This is a genomic window from Paucibacter aquatile (genome assembly GCF_002885975.1).
GTDB classification, from domain to species: Bacteria; Pseudomonadota; Gammaproteobacteria; order Burkholderiales; family Burkholderiaceae_C; genus Paucibacter_A; species Paucibacter_A aquatilis.
Genome location: NZ_POSP01000003.1, coordinates 2,500,212 through 2,518,714 on the forward strand (window position 1 = coordinate 2,500,212; position 18,503 = coordinate 2,518,714).

The following is an 18,503-nucleotide window of genomic DNA, read 5'->3' on the forward strand; positions in this document are numbered from 1 at the left end:
CGGCCCCGGCGGCACAGATGGCTTGGCCGGGCTTGCGGCCCTCCATACTGCAGCTCATCGGCTGTTTGCTTGGCTTGAGCACCGCAGCCGCGGCCCAAGCCGCCGGCTGGACGCTCAGCGTGCAGAACGCCAGCGGCCAGCCATTGGGCGATGTCGCCATGGCCGTGGAAGTGAAAGGCCAGACCGGCCGTGCCGGCGCGGGCAGCGTGGCCCAGATGGAGCAGCGCCAGCGCCAGTTCCAGCCTTTCGTGCTGGTGGTGCAGACGGGCACGGCCGTCAACTTCCCAAACTTCGACACCGTGCGCCACCATGTCTACTCCTTCTCGGCGGCCAAGAAGTTCGACCTCAAGCTCTACACCGGCACCCCGACCGATCCGGTGCTGTTCGACAAGCCCGGCGTCGCCACCCTGGGCTGCAATATCCACGATGAGATGAGCGCCCATATCGTCATCGTCGACACGCCCTTCTTCGGCAAGAGCAATGCCCAGGGCCAGCTGCGCCTGGAGTTGCCGCCCGGCGAGCATGTGCTCAAGGTCTGGCACCCGAGGTTGGGCAGCCCGCTGCTGAGCAGCTTTCCGCTGCGCCTGGTTCCCGGCCAGGAACCAGCGCCCCTGCAACTGCCGCTGCGCTGAAGCGCCATGAAGCTGCCTGCTTTCCTCCATCTGCGTCGGCTTGAAGGCCGCATCGTCGCCCTCTTCCTGGCCCTGCTGGTGCTGGTGCAGCTGACCAGCTGGATGATCACCTACGCCAACATCCGCCGCAGCACCGAGGTGGCGGTGGAGGCGGAACTGAAAACCGGCCAGCGCATGCTCGGCCATCTGCTGGCTCAGGATGCGCAGCAGCGCGTGGCCGTGCTGCGCCAGCTGGAGAACAACCACGGCATCCGCAGCGTGCTGGCCGAAGCCGCCGGCATGCCGGCGACGGAGTTTGCCGACACCTTGTTCAGCGCACTCGATTCCAAAAACAGCCAGCTGGTCGACGCCAGTGTGATCGCCTACGTCTCGGCCGATTTCCGCCTGATCACCGCCACCCGGCTGCAGGCCGAGGCCTTTGTCGCCCTGCTGCCTGCCCTGATCCAGGCCAAGGAAGCCGAGGACGCCGGCAACGAGCCCAGCGGCCGCGCCAGCCTGGCCCTGGTGGGCGGGCGGGCGTATCAGCTGGTGTTTGTGCCGGTGAAGGCCGCCGGCCTGGGCGGCTGGTTGATGATGGCCGTGGACCTGCAGTCCGAGCCCTTGCGCGAACTGCAAACCCTCTCGGGCCTGCGCAGCGTCTTTCTGCTGCGCCCGGCCGAGGGCCAGGCCTGGGCACCGCTGGGCAGCGTGCTCGATGCGGCCACCACCGGCCAGGTGGCGGGCCAGGTACAGGCCGCCGAGCCCACCTTCAGCCTGCAACTGGGCGAGGAAGAAATGCGCGGCCTCTACGTGCCCCTGCTGCGCTCGGGTGATCAGCAGCTGGCCGTCCTGCTGCTGCGCTCCTTCGACCAGGCGTTCGAGTCCTACCGCACCCTGCGCCAGACCCTGGGCACGTTGACCGTGCTGGGCATCCTGGCCTTTGCCCTGGGCAGCGTGCTGACGGCGCGCCGCATCAGCCGGCCGATCAAGACCCTCGCCGATTCGGCCGAGCGCCTGGGGGCCGGCGACTACGCCACGCCGGTGGCCCAGGATGGCAGCGCCGACGAGGTGGGCGATCTGGCACGCGCCTTCGAGGCCATGCGCCAGGGCATCCAGCAGCGCGACGCCAGCCTCAACGAGCTGGCCTTTCAGGACCAGCTGACACGCCTGCCCAACCGCGCCGGTTTTGTGCAGGTGCTCGAACGCTGGTTGGCCGAACATCCCGAGGCACCCTGCGCGGTGCTGACCTTGGGCCTGGACCGCTTCAAGCATGTCAACGATGTGCAAGGCCATGATTTCGGCGACCTGCTGCTGCAGAAAGTGGCACAGCGCCTGCAAGCGCTCTTGCCGGCCAGCGAAGACGCCCTGGCCCGGCTCAACGGCGACGAGTTTGCCCTGCTGCTGAGCCAGGCCGATGAAAGCGCAGCCCTGGCCCTGGCCGATGCCATCCATCGCGATTTCGAACGCCCGCTGCGCATCAAGGACCAGACCGTGGATCTGAGCGCCGGCATCGGTCTGGCCCTGGCGCCCGCCCACGGCCGCGAGGCCAAGCAGCTGCTCAGCCGCGCCACCCTGGCCATGTTCGAGGCCAAGAAGCGGCAGAACGGCAGCGTGTTCTACAGCGCCAGCCTGGACGCCGGCAGCCAGGAATCGCTGTCCCTGCTGAGCGAACTGCGCCACGCCGTGGAGGCCGGCGAGCTGCGCCTCTACCTGCAGCCCAAGGTCGATCTGCAAAGCGGCCGCATCATCAGTGCCGAAGCCCTGGTGCGTTGGCAGCACCCCGAGCGCGGCCTGGTGCCGCCCATGCAGTTCATTCCCTTTGCCGAACAGACCGGTTTCATCCGCGCCCTGACGGCCTGGGTGATCGAAGCCTCGGCCGCCGCCTGGGCGCAGGCGCGCGCGCAAGACCTGGCCCTGCGCATCAGCGTCAACCTGTCCACCCGCGACCTGCTGGACCAGGACCTGCCGGCCAAGATCCAGGCCATGCTCGATGCTCACGGCGCGCGCAGCGATGCGCTGTGTCTGGAGATCACCGAGAGCGCCATCATGGATGACCCGCAACGCGCCCTGCACACTTTGCAGCAACTGCAGGAGCGCGGTTTCAAGATGTCCATCGATGACTTCGGCACCGGCTACTCCTCGCTGGCTTATCTGAAGCGCCTGCCCGTCCATGAACTCAAGATCGACAAGAGCTTCGTCATGGCCATGGAGAGCGATCTGGGCGATGCCAAGATCGTGCGCTCGACCATCGAGCTGGCCCACAACCTGGGCCTGAGCGTGGTGGCCGAAGGCGTCGAAAGCGCCAAGGCCTGGCGCCTGCTGGCTGCACTGGGCTGCGATGAGGGTCAGGGTTATTTCATCGCCAAGCCCATGCCTCAAGAGCAGTTCCTGGATTGGCTCAGGGCCTGGCGTGCCCCCGAAATCGGCAGCATCGGCGCCGACACCATGCTCAGCCAGCTCGACTGAGCACCGACCTGAATCTCAGGGCGCCACGCGCTGCAACTCCATCACAAAGCGGCTGCCCTGCCCCGGCGTGCTGTGCACGCTGATGCGACCACCGAGCAGGCCGGTGACGATGTTGTGCGCAATGCTCAGGCCCAGGCCGCTGCCACCGCGGCCGAACTTGGTGGTGAAGAAGGGCTCGAAGATACGCTCGCAGACCTCGGCCGCCATGCCGACCCCATCGTCCTGCACCCAGAGCTGCACGCGCTCGGCGTCCAGCGCCTGCGCGCCGATGTCGATGCGGCCCGCCTCGCGCCCCTCGAAGGCATGAGCCATGGCGTTGTTGAACAGGATGATCAAGGCCTGACCAAGTGCGCCTGGGTAGCTGTCGAGCTGCAGCTGAGCATCGATATGCAGCTGCCACTCCACATTGGCTCGGCGCAGCTGCAGAGACAGGGTCTGCAGGCATTGCTCGCACAGCTCGCGCAGGGCGAACTCACGGCGCTGCTCCGAGCTGCGGTCCACCGCCACCTGCTTGAAGCTGCTGACCAGGGTGGCCGCCGTCTGCATGCTGCGGTTGATGACCTCCAGGCCATCGCGCGTGCGGTCGGCATAGCGCTCCCAGTCCGAGCGCTTGAGCACTTTCTGCTCCACCTGCTGGGCAAACTCGTCGGTGGCGCCGAGCAAGGTGCTGGCGATCAAGAGGCTGTTGCCGATGGGTGTGTTCAGCTCATGGGCCACGCCCGCCACCATGGCGCCCAGTGCGGCCAGTTTTTCCTGCGCCATCAGCTGGCGCTGCAACTCGCTGACGCGCAGATAGGCGCCGGCATTGTCGAGCGCGATGGCGATGTAGGAGCACAGGGTGCGGAAGATCACCTGCTGGCGTTCACCGTAAGCATCGGCACGCGGCGACTGGATGGTCATCACCCCGATCACCCGGTCGCCCACCGCCAGCGGCGCGAACAACAGGCTTTGCAGCTCGCTGGTGCCCGGCACCTGCTCACCCAAGCCTTCGTCGGAGGGGCGGTTGAGCAGGTACTCGCGGCGCTCCTTCAGGCAACGCACGGCCAGCGAGCGCTCCGAGCTCATCGGGATCGGCGGGTCGATGAAGGGCTCACCATCTTCCATGCCAAATGCGCAGTAGAGCTGGCTGCCACTCTCGTCAAGCAGATAGACCGACATGCAGGGCGCATCCAGCAGCGCATGGATGTGGCGCTCCATCACATTGAAGACGCGGTCGGTCTCCAGCTCGTTGGTGATCTCCTGGCCGATCAAGCCCAGATGCTGAAGCACCTCGTGCGAGTCGCGCAGCAGCTGGAAGCGCGCCGCCTCGGATTCGGCCAGGCGGCGCAGATGCTCGCTCTCGGCGCGGGCACGCTCTATCTGGTGGTGCACCTGCAGGGCGCTCGAGCGGCGCGAGGTTTCCTCGCTGAAGCTGCGCTGGCGCAGCTCATTGGCCCGCTGCGCCCAGTGGTAGGCCTGCTCAAAGCTGCCTTGGGCGGCGGCTGCCTTGGCCGCGGCATCGAGCAGGCGCACCTGAGGCGTGTAGGCCTCCAGGCCATCGGCGCGTTGCAGGGCACGTTGGTACCAGCTCAGGGCCCTGCTGTCCTGCGGCGAGCGTTGCACGAGCTGATCCTCGGCCTGATGCACCTCGGCCAGGGCCCAGAGCAGGTCCACCTCTTTGTCGGGCTCATGCTGCTGCTCGGCCATGGCCAGGCCTTGCTCGGCCTGCTGGCGCGCGCTGAGCAGATCGCCTTGCAACAAAGCCGCCCGGGCCAGGCCGATGCTGGCATCGGTGAGCAGATCGCCCGAACCCGAGGCCTCGGCCAAAGGCCGGAGCTGGGAAAACGCAGCCAGCGCCGCGGCGCCTTGCTTGGAATCGAGCTCGGTGCGGCCCAGGTAGGACAGGGCCAGGGCACGCGTGCGCGACTCCGGCGGCAGGGCCTGCAGCTGCAGGCACTCTTGCAGCAGCTCGCGCGCATCGCCCAGCTGGCCCAGGCGGCGCAAGGCCTCGCCGGTGTGGGCCAGGCACAGCGCAATCAGGTTCGGCCAGCGCGAGGCCCGGGCCAGGTCCAGGCCGCGGCGCAGCCATTCCATGGCCGTCTGGAAATCACTCATCTTGGTGTAGGTGTGTCCAAGATTGGTGGCCAGGGTGATGGCGCGGCGGATCTGTCCGGTGCGCAAGCCCAGCTCGAAGGCTTTGGAGTGGGCCTGGATGGAGGGCAGGTAATGGCCGCTCATGGCCGCCAGCAGGCCACGGAAATCCTCCAGCGCGGCGCCTTCCATGCTGGGCATGTCGGCACTGCTGAGGGGCAGGCGCCCGCCCCAGTCGCGCTCGGCCTGCATGGGATCGCCGAACACCTCGGCCCGGGCCAGGTTCGCCTCCAGCAAGGCGATGCGGTGCGGGTCACGGGCCTGGCCTGCGCAGGCGATGGCGCGCCGCAGTTCTTCCTTCAGGCCCCCGGCATCGCCGCGATCGGCCGCAAAGTAATGGCGCAGCCAGTGCAGATCGGCCAGGCCCGCCGCATCGGCCAGGCCGGCGAAGACCTGACCGGCCTGGTTCATGTGCAGCTGGGCTTCGTCCATCTCGGCGAACAGCAGGTGCGCTTCGGCGCGCAGCAGGCTCAGGCGGCCGCGCACCGCCATGCGCTGGGGCTCGTGCCACTCGGTGGCGCTGAGCAGGCCCTCGACATCCTGCGCCAGCTCCAGCGCCCGCAGGGTGTCGCGCTGGCGCAAGGCCCAGGCCAGCAGCAGGCGTTCCTGCAAGGTGTCCAGCACGGCGCCCTGGGCCAGGGCCTGTTCCAGGGAGGCAACCGCAGCGTCAGTGGCAAAGAATTCCATGGTGTGACGCTGCGTTCGATCGAGAGTGAGGGAGGGATGAAGTGTCAGTAGCCCTGGCCGCGATCCACCAGGTGGGCCAGGGCTTGGCCCGCGCGCAGAGCGGCCAGATTGACCCGCACCTGCGGCACGGCGGTGCGTGGGTCGGTCTGCGCCGCGCAGTGCGGCAGCACGGTCACCTGGGGGTGAGGCCAGAAGGGGTGATCGGGCGGCAGGGGCTCTTGCTGAAAGACATCCAGCACGGCATGGCGCAGATGCCTGCGGTCCAGCGCCGCACCCAGCGCGGCTTCATCGACATGGGCGCCGCGCGCCAGATTCACCAGGCAGGCACCCGGGCGCATCTGCGCCAAGCGTTCGGCCGAGAAGAAGCCTCGCGTCTGCGGCGTCAGCGGCAGCAGGTTGATGACGATATCGGCCGCAGCCAGGGCCTGGGCCAGGCTCGCCTCTCCCTGCCAGATCTGCACCCCCGCCAGCTCACGCGGGCGGCGGCTCCAGCCGTGCACGGCGTAGCCCAGGCCGGCCAGGGTCTGGGCCGTGCGCCCGCCCAGCTCGCCCAGACCCAGGACCAGCACCGTGCATTCGGCCGCGCGCAGCTGCGGCGGCGCCTGCCACAGCGCCTGGCGCTGCTGCACCTGCAGCTCGAAAAAACGCCGGTGCAGCGACAGCACCGCCCACAGGGCCGTGTGCACCATGGCCTCGTTCATGGCCGGGTCCACCATGCGCGCCAGCGGCACGCCAGGCGGCAGGCTGGGGTCCTGCAGCAGACGATCGACGCCCGCCCACAGCGATTGGATCAGGCGCAAATTCGGCAGCCCGCTCAGGGCACCCGGCTCCGGGTTGGCCACCACGGCCACCTCCACCGCCGCCGCCTCGGCGGCATTGCGCGGCGGATGGAGCAGCCATTGCTCCTCGGGCATGGCCTCGCGCAGCAACTGCGCCCAGCGCTCACCCTCGGCGGCCGACCAGCGCCCGCTCAGCAAGACGGTCATTGATCCTTGTCCTCCAGCGCCTCGCACAAGGCCATCAAGCCGGCGCGCAAGGTGGCGATACGCACGGCATGGCGGTCGCCGCTGAAATGCTCCTGCCAGACCTTGGTGACTTGGCAGCCGTGGACCAGGGCCAGCCAGACCGTGCCCACGGGCTTGTCGGCGCTGCCGCCGGTGGGGCCGGCAATGCCGGTGACGGCCAGGGCCCAGTCGATCGGCGCATGGGCCAGCAGGCCGCGCGCCATGTGCAGGGCCACCTCGCCGCTGACCGAGCCATGCAGGCCGATCAGCGCCGCCGGCACGCCCAGCAATTCGGTCTTGGATTCATTGCTGTAGCTGACTACGCCGCGCTCGAACCACTGGCTGGAACCCGACAGGCTGGTGCAAGCCGCGGCAATCAGGCCGCCGGTGCAGGACTCCGCCGTGCCCAGGCGCTCGCGGCGCTGGATCAAGGCCACGGCAATGCGGTCGATCAGCTCTTGCTCTTCAGGAAACAGCATGGGGCACCTCCGACAGTTTCGACTCGCAGCAAGCAGCTCTGCTGCATGGGATCAAGCCATGAATGCGCGCCACAGCGCGATCACGACAAGCGTACATCCGGCGGCGACGAAATCGTCAAACAAGATGCCGAAACCCTGGGCCCAGCTGACAGCTTTGCCACGCTCGCCCTTGAAGAGCTGGTCGGCCCAGCGCACCGGCCCTGGCTTGGCGGCATCGAAGTAGCGGAACAGGCCGAAGGCCACCGCCTGGCCCCAGAAACCCGCCGGCATCACCAGCCACAGCACCAGCCAGAAGGCCAGCACCTCATCCCAGACGATGGCGCCGGGGTCAGGTGTTGCCAGATGGCGAGCCGTCATGGTGCAAGCCCACCAGCCCACCAGGGTGCCGCCAGCCAGCAGCCAGGCCCAGCTGCGGTCGCTCATCCAGGGGTTGAACGCCAGAAAGGCCAGCCAGGCCCAGAGCGTGCCCACCGTGCCCGGCGCCTTGGGCGAAAGGCCGCTGCCGAAGCCCAGGGCGATCCAATGCGCCGGGTTGGGGAACATGAAACGGGCCGTGGCCCGGCGCGGCACCAGGGGCGCGGTGAGGGAGGCGGAAGGGTCGCTCATGGGGTTTTGAAATGGTCAAAGCTGCTGAAGGCCGCCGCGGACAAGGCCAGGCCGGCGGCATCGTGCAAACGCAGGCCCGGCTCGGCCTCGATGGCGCCGATGCGCTGCACCGGCGTGCCGCTGGCCGCCGCAGCAGCCGCCACCGCCGCACGCCCGGCCGCATCGCTGGGCGCAGTGAACACCAGCTCGTAATCGTCGCCACCCGCAAGACCGTACTCGCGCTGCAGGGCCAGGTCTTGCCCCGCCAGCACGGCGCTGCGCGGCAGGGCGTCCACGTCCAGCCGGGCGCCCACGCCCGAGGCCTTGAGGATGTGGCCGAGATCGCCCAGCAAACCATCGGACACATCGATGGCGCTGTGCGCCACGCCGCGCAGCGCCAGGCCCAGCTGCGCCCGTGGCTGCGGGCATTCCATGGCGCGCCGCACCTGCTCGAACTCGGCGGCCGAAGCCAGGCTCGCCTGGCCGCGAAACACCTCCAGCGCCAGCCGCGCATCGCCCAGGGTCTGGCCGGAAACGTAGACGTCATCGCCCACCCGCGCGCCGCTGCGCAGCAGGGCTTGGCCGCGCGGCACCTCGCCCATGACCGTGATGCAGATGTTCAGCGGCCCGGCCGTGGTGTCGCCGCCGACCAGGGCAATGTCATGTGCCTGCGCCAGCGCGAACAGGCCCCGGGCAAAACCGCTCAGAAACGTTTCGTCCACCCGCGGCAGGCTCAGCGCCAGCGTGAAGGCCCGCGGCGTGGCGCCACAGGCCGCCAGATCGCTGAGATTGACCGCCAGCGCCTTGTGCCCCAAGCGCTCCGGCGCCACGGTGGACAGGAAATGCCGCCCCTCGACCAGCATGTCGCTGGACACCAGCCACTGCATGCCCGGCGTCGGGTTGATGACGGCGCAGTCATCGCCGATGCCCACCGGCACGGCATCGGCCGAGGGGTGGCTCTGGCTTTTGAAATAGCGCTGGATCAGATCGAATTCGCCCATGGGCGGGATTGTCTCAGCGCCAGCGCCAAAAGCTTCAGCGCGCACACCCCCCCGCCACCCGCGGCAAAAAATGCGTGTTCAGAAAGTCCCGCGCCAGGTTCAACTTCCGCATCGGTGCGCTGTGGCCGCCCTCGATGGCAGTGTGCGCATGCGCATGAGCAAAGCCGCTGCGCTGCAGGGTGGCCATCATCTGCTCGGACATGGCTTTGGAATCCCAGAGTTCGTCCTGCGTGGCCGAGAGGAAAAAGACCGGGCCGTTGATGCGCTCGACCGGGATGCGCGCGCGGGCCATGGCGGCGCTGTCCTGCATCATCAGATCGAAGACCTTGCGCTTGTCGCCGGCGATCAGGGCCGGTACCGCAGCCTCGCTCAGCGGCACAAAGGGCAGCTCCTCGCCCTGGTCACTGAAGGAGCTGGTGTCAAAGCTCTCGGTGTGGCCGACAAACACGGCGCTGCCCGGCACCACGGCGGCCACGGCCTTGATCTCGGGGCTGCGGCTGGCCAGCAGCAGGGCCAGCTCCGCGCCCTTGGAGCCACCGATCACGGCGATGCAGCGCGGCTCGATCTGCGGGCTGCTGTGTGCGGCTTTGACGATGGCTTCACGCACGCCTTGCAGATCGATGCGATCGAGCTGGGCCGGGATGCCTGGCAGACCGAAATAGGCGAGCGCCAGCACGGCATAGCCGTCGGCCAGGAAACGTTGGCGCATGGCCTCGGCGCGCGGGCCGGCCCAGGCATTGCCGCCCTCGGCGCCACCCAGGGCCACGAGCAAGGGGCGCTTTCGCGAGGACTCGGCCTCGCCAAGGTAGAGCTGGCTCTGCACCTGGCCGTGATGAGCGGGCCAGGGCGCTCGCGCAGTGCCGGGCTGCGGCGAGGCCGCTTCGGCCGCTCCGGCCCACACAGCGCCGAGCCCCTGTGCCAGCAGCAGCATCGGCAGCATCACACGCCAGGGCTTGAGCAACATCCTCGTCATCTCCATGATTCGATCTCCATGATTCGAGCGCCTTGCGGCGCACAGCCGACGGCAGCGCACGACGCCGCGCAGCGGCCGTACGCCGATGAACGACTTGGCCAGGGCCCGGGCGATCAATCCCCGGCTTGGCGGAAAAACACCTCATCCACCCGCTTGCCGAAGACCTCGGCGATCTTCATGGCCAGCTCCAGCGAGGGCGCATAACGCAGGCCCTCCAGGGCAATCACGGTCTGGCGGGTGATGCCCACGGCCTTGGCCAGGGCTTCCTGCGTCATCTCGCCATGCTCGAAACGCAGGCGGCGGATCTGGTTGGCGATGGGCTGGGTGGACGGTTGACCGACGGCCATGGCTCAAGCCCCGCCCGGCTGCACATCGCCTTGCAGCTCGCGCGCATCGCGCCAATAGGCCAAGAGCTGGGCGGCATACTGGGCCAGGCCGGCAAACATGATGAGATTGAGCAAGGTGTTGGCGATCAGCCAGTGGGTGAAGCGCTCCATCCAGGGCTTGGGTGCGAAGCCCAGGGCCAGCAGAAAAACGGCCAGCAGCCCGATCAAGGTGGAATAGCCGACCCGGTTGGCCAGGGCATCGATTGCGCGGTCGCGTTCGTCCAGCGCCTGAGACTGCCCCTCGTGCAGCAAGGCCCAGGCGATGGCGCCGCAGGCGAACATGACCCAGCTGTCATAACCGCCCGTCCCGCCGGTGGTGCGATGAACTTCGGAACCCGGCGTCATCAGCACCACCGCGACAAAACCGCAAATCAGGGCGCTGCCCGCCATGTACAGCCAGGCGCGCCGCTCGGCCGCCGAAGGGTCGCGCCCCTGCACGGCATCGCGCTGCCAGCGCCAGCGGGCCCACAAGGCCGAGAGCAGCAGGATCAAGCCGCCCACCCAGCCGTCGCGCAGGGGCACCGGGTTCCAACCCGCCGCCAAAGCCGCGCCCAAACCCAGAAAACCCAGGAGAACCAGCAAGATCTTGATCATGGCCTGAATGCCCGTTAAAGCCGACACAAAGTAAACTTTACCGTACATCATGTTCGCTTTGCAATACACCCGGGATCACGAAGTAGCGGCCGGCAGGGTGTGCCGGCCGCCTCCAAAGGCAAGACTGGGAAGAGCAGAAAAGATGGGAAGGGCGGACGCCAGTCTGCCTACAGGCTGGGCGGACGTTGCGCCATGCCGCTTTCACGCAGGCGCAAGCGCGGTTCATCGCGCCACAGGCTCAGGTCGCGCGGCACTTCGGCCGGCGTCAGGTCCTGCGCCTCGACGGCGCCCAGATAGCCATCGCGGCCCTGCGCCTTGGCGGCGTACAGCGCCGCGTCGGCCAGGCCCAGCGTGGCCGGCCAGTCCCAGGCGCGCGGGCGCTGCGGGTCGAGCGGGAAGGCTGCAAAGCCGATGGACACGGTGACCGCCACCGTCTGGCCAAAGCCAATGTCGAAGGGCTGCTCGCGAACGGCGGCACACGCACGCGCAGCCAGATCGGCCGCATCCTCGCGGCTGGTTTCGCGCACCAGCACCAGCACCTCTTCGCCCCCCCAGCGCACCAGAGAGTCGGTGGTGCGGAAGACGTGGCGCAGGCGCTCGGCCAGGGTCACCAGCACAGCGTCGCCAGCGGCGTGACCATGCACATCGTTGATGCGCTTGAAATGATCGAGGTCCAGCAGCATCAGCACCAAGTCGCTGTCGGGGCCGGGCAGCAGGCTGGCTTCCCCGGCCTCGAAGCGGCGCAGGCACAGGCGCAGATCATCCTGCAGGCGCAGCTCCAGATAGCGGCGGTTGCGCAAGCCCGTCAGCGCATCGGTGAGGCTGGCCTCGCGCAGCTTGGCCGTGCGCTCGTCCACCAGGGCTTGCAGCTCGGCCTCACGCTGGCGCAAGAGCCGGGTGCGCCAGCGCACAAACCCCCACACCGCCAGCAAGACCGCCGCCCCGAAGCCCAGGCGCGCCCAGACGGTCTGCCACCAGGCCGGCAGCAGCTCGATGGGCAGCTCCAGCTGGGTGGGGCCCCAGAGCGTGGGATGGGCGCTGACCCGCATCTGCAAGGCATAACGCCCTGGCTGCAGGGGGCCGAAACTGGGGCTGCGGGCACCCGGGTCGACGCTGGTCCAGTCGCTGTCCAGGCCCTGCAGGCGGTACTGGTAGCGCAGGCGGCCGGGGTCGGCATAGTCCAGGCCGGCGAATTCGACGCTGAAGGTGCGCGTGCCGGCGGGCAGCTGCAAGCCTTTGAGCAGGCCGCGCTGGGGGTCTTTGACGGCCAGCGGATTGGCTGATGCATCGGCGGGCCGCGCCGGATCAGCCGGCGGCGGCGAGTAGGCCTGGCCATTGACGCGCAAGGCGCTGATCACCAGGGGCGGCGCGCCGGTGGCGGGCTCGAACAGCTCGGGCCGCACCTGCAGCAGGCCGCGGCTGCCGCCGAACAGCAGGGCGCCGCCCGGCAGCTCGGTGCTGGCGAAGAACCAGAAGCTGCCAAAGGCTGCACCCTCGCCCAGACCGAAGTGGTCGATGCGGTCGGTCTTGGGGTCGTAGACGGCCAGCTGGCTCCAGATGCGGCCACGCGAGTCCTCATGGAGATTGCCGCCGAACACGCCCTCGGTGCCCAGGCGTTCGCCAATGCGGTCGAAGCGGGCCCGGCCCTCGGCATCCCAGCCGCGCAGGCGGTGCAGGCCGGCCACCGGCGTGTCCAGCCACAAGCTGCCATCGCGGGCCTGCAGCAGGCCCATGACGATGGGGCTGGCCAAGGATTCACCGGGCGACTGCGGCACCGGCTCCAGCTGACCCGGCAGGCCGCCGGCCGGCTCGCGGAACAAGCCCTGCTGGCCGCCCACCCACAGCTGCGGCTGCGCTGCGGCAGTGCCTGCTGCAGGCGGTGCCTCGATCAAGGCATGGACCCCCCCGTGCAAGGCCTGCCCGCCCACCAAGGCCACGCGCAGCAGGGCCGGCGCCGTGGCATCGGGCAGGCGGTACAAGCCCTCCTGCATGCCCAGCCAGACCTCGCCGCTGGCGCGCAGCAGCAGGCGCTGGGCACGGCCGCCATCGAGCGGCCAATCGCGCAGCAGCCGCCCCTGGGCGGAGCGGTGCTCGAGCCGGCCCGCCGAGGCCATCCAGAGGCTGCCATCGGGCGCTTCGGCCAGGGATTCGACCACGCTGCCGCGCTCGCGCGGCCAGACGCCCAGCGTGGCCAGCTCCCGGCCCGGCCGGCCGTCCAGTCGCACCACGGGGCCGCGCTGGGTGGGAGCCAGCACCTCGCCATTGCGCAAACGCAGCAGGGCGCGCACATCGGGTTCAGTCAGCGGACCGCTGGCCTGCGAATCGGGGCCGCGCACGGCCAGGGCCGGGTGGTGCTGGTGGCGTTGCAGGCCCAGGCCGTAACCGCTGACCCACATCGCGCCGCTGGCATCGCGGAGCAAGGCGCTGACGTCATTGCCCGCCAGGCCGCTAAGGCGCCGCGGGTCGTGGCGCAGATGGGCTTCGATCTCACCGCTGGCAGGGTTCACCCAGAGCAGGCCGGTCTTGCTGCCCACCCAGAGCCGGCCGTCACTGGCCACGGCCAGGGCCTGCACCGGGCTGCCCAGGCGCTGCACCCAGCACAGCCGGCCTTGCTCGACCACACCGAGCCGGCCGTCCTGCGTGCCCAGCCAGAGCCGGCCGGCGCGGTCTTCGGCCAGCGCCAGCACCGGCGCGCCGGCGGGCAGCTCGGGCAGGGGCACCGACTCCCACCCGCCCCCCGGCCGCTGCCGGGCCAGGCCTCGCCAGTGGCCGACCCAGACCACGCCGTCCTGCGCCACGCGCAGGGCCAGCACGCGCGCCTCGGGCTCGCCCTGCCACCGCAGGTCCTGCGCTTCGAACTGGCGCGTGGCTGGGCGGTAGCGCAGCAGACCCTGACCCAGGGTGCCGACCCAGACCTGGCCCTGCGCGTCTTCGGCCAAAGCCCGTATCGGTGAACGGATGGTCAGCGCCGGGCCGGTGGCCGGCGCCGGCGGCGACATGGCTTCGACACGGTCTTGGGCGGGGTCGAAGGCCATCAGGCCCAGAAACTCGGTGCCGATCCACATGCGGCCATCGCGGCTGGGGCTGAGCGCACGGACCCAGCCGAGGTTGCGCTGGGCCTTGGTGTCGCCGTCACGTTCGATGGGGCGCAGGCGATAGCCGTCGTAGCGGGTCAAGCCCTGGGTGGTGGCCACCCAGATGAAGCCGGCACGGTCCTGGGCCAGGCTGGGCACGGTGTTTTGCGGCACGGCCACGCTGCGGAACTGCACCTCCAGCGGCGAATTGCCCGCCCAGGCCCCGGCACTCCCGTGCGCAAGCAGCAGCGTCGTCAAGGTCGTCAAGAGCAGCAAGAACAGCGCCTGGCCCAGCGAGGGGGGCAGCAGGCGCGCACAGGACGCGCCGCGGAAAGTGAACAGCATGGTGGAGAAAATTGTAAGCAGGGGCCGCGCATCCGATGCCTGAGGGCGGCCCTCGCCCTGCCATCGAGCACGCAGCATGACACACCCGCGCGCTGCGGCGGCTGCGCCTTCGCACCCCCTGCCTGTCCGCACTTGCGTCCCCGCAGTCCCCGTGGCGACACTGCGGAGCAGCCACCGAACCATTCCCGCATGAAAGAGTGAGAAAAAAAGCTGTGCCCATGCCGCCTCTGAAGTTCAGCCACATCGACATCCTGGTCCACGACCTGGAGCGCGCCTGCGCCTACTACGCCCATCTCTTCGCGGCTCAGGTCTCGCAAACCCAGCTCTGGTCGCGCGACGGCCTGCGGGTGCGCTACGCCATCGTGCGCATGGGCGAGGGCGGTGAGCGATTCATGCTGGTGCAACCGGAGGCCGGGCCCTTGCGCGAGCTGCTGGATCGCCAGGGCGAAGGCACGATCTACCGCCACTGCTACAGCACGCCCGATATCGAGGCGGCCTACGACACCTTGCTGGCCCGCGGCGTGCAACCCGAGGACGAACTGGGCCGGCCGCTGGCCCGCGAACAGCTGCACAACCCCAGCGGTGCCCGCATCCTCTGGCTGCCGCGTCGCTTCGGTCATTTCTCCATCGAGCTGCTGCAGGCCGACGAGCTGGAGCGCTTCATCGAGCAGGCCTTTGCTTCACCCCCGCCCGGCGCTGCCCGCTGAGGGCCAGGCCCGAGCAGGCAATCAAAGCCGCGAAACTGATTGACAGACGCGCGCCCCGGCAGCCCGGGCCGCACCAAGAATGCAGGCATGAAACACCCACCCTCTTCCCACCCCGCCGCGCCTGAGGCCCAGAAGCCCGAAGCCGAGGTCAGCCCCGTGCGCGAGCGCCTGCTGCGCGCCGCCAAGACCTGCTTTCTGACCGAGGACTACCACCAGGTCAGCACCCGCCGCATCGCCGAGCTGGCGCAGGCCAATGTCTCCATGATCCGCTACTACTTCGGCAGCAAGGAGGGGCTGTACGAAGAGATGATCCGCGCCACCCTGAACCCGCTGCTGGAGGTGCTGGATCAGGACCTGTTGGCCACGCCCGAGGGCTTTGGCGCCTACCTCAAGCTCTATTACGACACCATGCTGCGTGCGCCCGAGTTTCCGCGCCTGATCCTGCGCGTGCTGGCCTTGCGCCAGGGCCCGGGCCGGCGCTTTGTGCAACAGCTGCTGGAGCGCGGCCGGCAACGCGGCGCCCAGCGTGTGCAAGGCCTCAAGCAGCAAGGCCTGGCCCTGGCCGACCTGGACCCCGATCTGGTGCGCATGGCCTTTGTCAGCCTGGCCATGACGCCGCTGCTGCTGCGCGAGTTGTTTGAGGAGCAGATGGAGCGCCCCATGGACGCCAGCTTTCTGGACGCCCTGGCCGCCTTCAATGGCCGCCTGCTCAGCGCCGGCCTGTCCACCGGCCGTGTGGCCGCCGCGACGGAGGCCGGCCCATGAGCGCCGCCACAACCTCTGCGCAAGCGCCCCGCCTGGCCCGCCCCGGCCCGGCGCGCGCCGCGCGCCTGTTCGCCCGCCTCATGCGGGCTGTGCAAGGCCTGCAAGCCTGGACTGCCGGCCTGACACCCGCGCCTTTTCGCCTGGTGCAGATTGGCTCGGCCTACTGGCAATCGCGCGCCCTGGGCCTGGCGGCCGAGCTCGATGTGGCCGAGCAGCTGGGTGAGGCCACGCTGCCCATCGAAGCCCTGGCCGCGCGCTGCCAGGCAGCGCCCGAGCTGCTGCAGCGTCTGCTGCGTGTGCTGGCCGCCCTGGGCGTGTTCGAGGAACCGCGCCCCGGCCAGTGGCGCAACAACAAGGGCTCGGCGCCGCTGCGTGCCGGCCGGCCCGACAGCGTGCGCGAGCTGGTCTTGCTGCACCAGCGGCCCGAGATGCGCGCCGCCTGGTTCGACAGCCTGGGCCCGGCCCTGCGGCAAGGGCGCTGCGCCTACGCCCTGAGCCACGGCCGCCCCTTGTTCGAGCACATGGAGCGACAGCCCGCGCTGGAGCACGCCTTCGCCCGTGCCATGGCCCAGGTCGAGGGCCTGACCGGCGCGCCCTGGGTGCAAGCCCTGGACTGGCAGCGCTTCGAGCACCTGATCGACCTTGGCGGCAGCGTCGGCGACAAGGCACTGACCCTGCTGATGCAGCACCCGCGCCTGCATGCCACCGTGGTGGACCGCCCGGCCACGGTGCGCGCCGCGCAGCTGCTGGCCGCGGGAGAGACCGAGCCGCAGCGCCTGCGCGCCCGCGAGCGCCTGCGCTTCCTCGCGGCCGACCTGCGCCAGGAGCCGCCGCCCGCGGCCCGCAGCGCGACCGAGGTCTACTGGCTGAGTGCGCTGTTGCACGGCCTGTCGGACGCCGACGCGCTGCAGCTGCTGCGCGGCGTGGCCCAAGCCGCCGCCCCGGCCGGCGCCACGGTGCTGGTGATGGAGGTGGTGCGGCCGGAGCAGCATCCGGGCCTGGCGATTGCCGGCATGGACCTGCAGATGGCCGTCTGCACCGAGGGCCGCGAGCGCAGCCTGCGCGAATGGCAGGCCCTGTTCGAACAGGCCGGCCTGAGCCTGTGCGAGCGGGTGCCCCTGCCCAGCCTGGCCGAGATCCTCGTACTTCGGCCTGCGACTTGAGCCCAAGCGAGCGGGGCCAGCGGAAACCGGGCAAGTCGGCGACACTGCGGACTCGCCCGCCACGGGTCCCGCTTGTTTTTGCCTGCCCCTTTTGCCAACGGATGTCTGTCTCGCCCTCCTCGCCCCTTGCCCTGCACGCTGCGCAGGCACCGCGCCTCGCCACCCTGGCTAACGGCCTGCGCACGGTCACCATCCCCATGCCCTGGCGCCAAACGGTCAGCCTGAGCGTGTTCATCCGCACCGGCAGCCTGCACGAGAGCGCGCGCCTGAACGGCATCAGCCATGTGGTCGAGCACATGGCCTTCAAGGGCACGGCCACGCGCGACTGCCAGCGCATCAACCTCGATGCCGAGGCCCTGGGCGCCGAGGTCAATGCCCACACCGACAAGGACCACACGGCCTTTCACATCGAAGGCCTGCCGGGCGATCTGCCGGCCTTTGTCGACTGGCTGGCCGACATCGTGCTCAACAGCAGCTTCCCGGCCGAGGAGCTGGAACGTGAGCGGCGCGTGATCGAACAGGAGTTCAGCGAGTTCGAGGACGACCCGACCAGCGTCGCCTTCCAGCTGCTGGACCGGGCCTGCTACGGCGCCCGCCATGCCGCCGGCCGCCCCATCATCGGCAGCCGCGCCAACATCCTGCGCTTCAGCCGCGAGGACTTGCTGGCCTACGCCCAGGCCCAGTACACCGCCTGCAATGTGGTGGTGGCGGTGGCCGGGCCAGTGGACGGCGAGGCCTTCACCCGGCGGGTGGAACACGCCTTCGGCGCCATGCCCACCGGCCAGCCCAATGCCTTGACGGCGCCGCTCTGGCAGGGCGGGCTCAAGGCCCGGCGCCTGGCTGGCAGCGGCCAGTGCCAGGTCTTGCTGGGCTTCGAAGCGCCCAGCCTGGGCGAACGCCTGGACAGCGCCGAGCACCTGCCCCATGTGCTGGCCGCCTCACTGCTGGGCGAGGGCATGAGCTCGCCCCTGCTGGATGAGATCCGCGAGCGCCGCGGCCTGGCCTACCACGTGGCCTGCTCGGCCGACATCCTGCCGCTCTACGGCCAGTTCCTGATCGAGGGCGCCACCGCGCCGGCCCAGGCCGAGGAGTTCTTGCAGGCCGTGCAGCAACTGCTGCAGCGCCAGGCTGACGGCCCGCTGGACCCGGTGGCCCTGGCGCGCGCCCGCAAGCAGCTGCAGATGCGTGCCCTGCGCGCGCTGGAGCAGCCGGCGCGGCGCATGGAGGGCGCCGCCCAGGAGCTGTTCCACTTCGGCCAGCTGCGCGATGCCACGGAGGCCATGGCCCAGCTGCAAGCGGTCACGCCGGCCCAGGTGCAGAAGGTGCTCGAGGGCCTGCTGAGGCCGAACCGACCGCGCCCGGCCGTGGCCCTGGCGGGCAGCGTTCCGCAGCGCGCACGCGCCTGCGCCGAAGCGCTGTTTTCCTGATCGCACAGCCCCCACGCTGCGCTATGCTGCGCCCCGCCCGGGGCTGCAGTTCATGGCAAGCTAGCGCCCCATTCCCACGGACGACCGTGCATCGAGGAGAGGGACT

General features: G+C 69.7%; 15 protein-coding genes. 6 read left to right on the plus strand and 9 right to left on the minus strand.

Going from position 1 to position 18,503, the window contains the following annotated elements:
* Positions 1 to 74 precede the first annotated feature (74 nt).
* Positions 75 to 632 carry a methylamine utilization protein gene (locus tag C1O66_RS13950; RefSeq protein ID WP_133155219.1) on the plus strand — a complete coding sequence of 186 codons (558 nt, stop codon included), beginning with the start codon at positions 75 to 77 and terminating at the stop codon, positions 630 to 632.
* A gap of 6 nt (positions 633 to 638) precedes the next feature.
* The gene (locus C1O66_RS13955; protein ID WP_102768435.1) at positions 639 to 3,077 is read left to right on the plus strand and encodes a putative bifunctional diguanylate cyclase/phosphodiesterase; all 2,439 of its coding nucleotides are present in this window, start codon (positions 639 to 641) and stop codon (positions 3,075 to 3,077) included.
* A 15-nt stretch (positions 3,078 to 3,092) separates the two neighbouring features.
* Here C1O66_RS13955 and C1O66_RS13960 read toward each other — a convergent pair whose 3' ends face one another.
* The 9 genes from C1O66_RS13960 to C1O66_RS14000 form a co-directional block, all read right to left on the minus strand.
* The gene (locus C1O66_RS13960) at positions 3,093 to 5,894 is read right to left on the minus strand and encodes an ATP-binding protein (RefSeq protein WP_102768436.1); all 2,802 of its coding nucleotides are present in this window, start codon (positions 5,892 to 5,894) and stop codon (positions 3,093 to 3,095) included.
* A 44-nt stretch (positions 5,895 to 5,938) separates the two neighbouring features.
* Complete coding sequence (locus C1O66_RS13965) at positions 5,939 to 6,880, minus strand: 2-hydroxyacid dehydrogenase (RefSeq protein ID WP_102768437.1); 942 nt, start codon at positions 6,878 to 6,880, stop codon at positions 5,939 to 5,941.
* Positions 6,877 to 7,377: a CinA family protein gene (locus C1O66_RS13970; RefSeq protein ID WP_102768438.1), complete on the minus strand. Its 501-nt coding sequence runs from the start codon at positions 7,375 to 7,377 to the stop codon at positions 6,877 to 6,879. The genes C1O66_RS13965 and C1O66_RS13970 overlap by 4 nt, the downstream gene beginning before the upstream one ends.
* 51 nt (positions 7,378 to 7,428) lie before the next feature.
* Positions 7,429 to 7,983, minus strand: a complete 555-nt coding sequence (locus tag C1O66_RS13975; RefSeq protein WP_102768439.1) for a phosphatidylglycerophosphatase A family protein — start codon at positions 7,981 to 7,983, stop codon at positions 7,429 to 7,431.
* Positions 7,980 to 8,963, minus strand: coding sequence for a thiamine-phosphate kinase (gene thiL, locus C1O66_RS13980; protein WP_102768440.1), 984 nt, complete (start codon positions 8,961 to 8,963; stop codon positions 7,980 to 7,982). Before thiL ends, C1O66_RS13975 begins: the two co-directional genes overlap by 4 nt.
* 34 nt (positions 8,964 to 8,997) lie before the next feature.
* A complete protein-coding gene (locus C1O66_RS13985; protein WP_102768441.1) occupies positions 8,998 to 9,942 on the minus strand; it encodes an acyl-CoA thioester hydrolase/BAAT C-terminal domain-containing protein in 945 nt (314 codons plus the stop codon).
* Between the two features lie 107 nt (positions 9,943 to 10,049).
* On the minus strand, positions 10,050 to 10,283 hold the full coding sequence (locus tag C1O66_RS13990; protein ID WP_102768442.1) for a helix-turn-helix transcriptional regulator: 234 nt from the start codon (positions 10,281 to 10,283) through the stop codon (positions 10,050 to 10,052).
* Positions 10,284 to 10,286: 3 nt separating this feature from the next.
* Entirely contained in the window at positions 10,287 to 10,916 is a 630-nt protein-coding gene (locus C1O66_RS13995; protein ID WP_102768443.1) for a hypothetical protein, read from the minus strand.
* A 167-nt stretch (positions 10,917 to 11,083) separates the two neighbouring features.
* Positions 11,084 to 14,335, minus strand: coding sequence for a ligand-binding sensor domain-containing diguanylate cyclase (locus C1O66_RS14000; RefSeq protein ID WP_165794606.1), 3,252 nt, complete (start codon positions 14,333 to 14,335; stop codon positions 11,084 to 11,086).
* A gap of 218 nt (positions 14,336 to 14,553) precedes the next feature.
* Here C1O66_RS14000 and C1O66_RS14005 point away from each other — a divergent pair, with 218 nt between their 5' ends.
* The 4 genes from C1O66_RS14005 to C1O66_RS14020 all read left to right on the plus strand — a co-directional run bounded on the left by C1O66_RS14005 (position 14,554) and on the right by C1O66_RS14020 (position 18,397).
* Positions 14,554 to 15,042, plus strand: coding sequence for a VOC family protein (locus C1O66_RS14005; RefSeq protein WP_102768445.1), 489 nt, complete (start codon positions 14,554 to 14,556; stop codon positions 15,040 to 15,042).
* An 87-nt stretch (positions 15,043 to 15,129) separates the two neighbouring features.
* Positions 15,130 to 15,807, plus strand: a complete 678-nt coding sequence (locus C1O66_RS14010) for a TetR/AcrR family transcriptional regulator (protein WP_102769648.1) — start codon at positions 15,130 to 15,132, stop codon at positions 15,805 to 15,807.
* Complete coding sequence (locus tag C1O66_RS14015) at positions 15,804 to 16,970, plus strand: methyltransferase (protein WP_102768446.1); 1,167 nt, start codon at positions 15,804 to 15,806, stop codon at positions 16,968 to 16,970. Before C1O66_RS14010 ends, C1O66_RS14015 begins: the two co-directional genes overlap by 4 nt.
* A 101-nt stretch (positions 16,971 to 17,071) precedes the next feature.
* Entirely contained in the window at positions 17,072 to 18,397 is a 1,326-nt protein-coding gene (locus C1O66_RS14020) for a M16 family metallopeptidase (protein WP_102768447.1), read from the plus strand.
* The last annotated feature ends 106 nt before the right edge of the window (positions 18,398 to 18,503 follow it).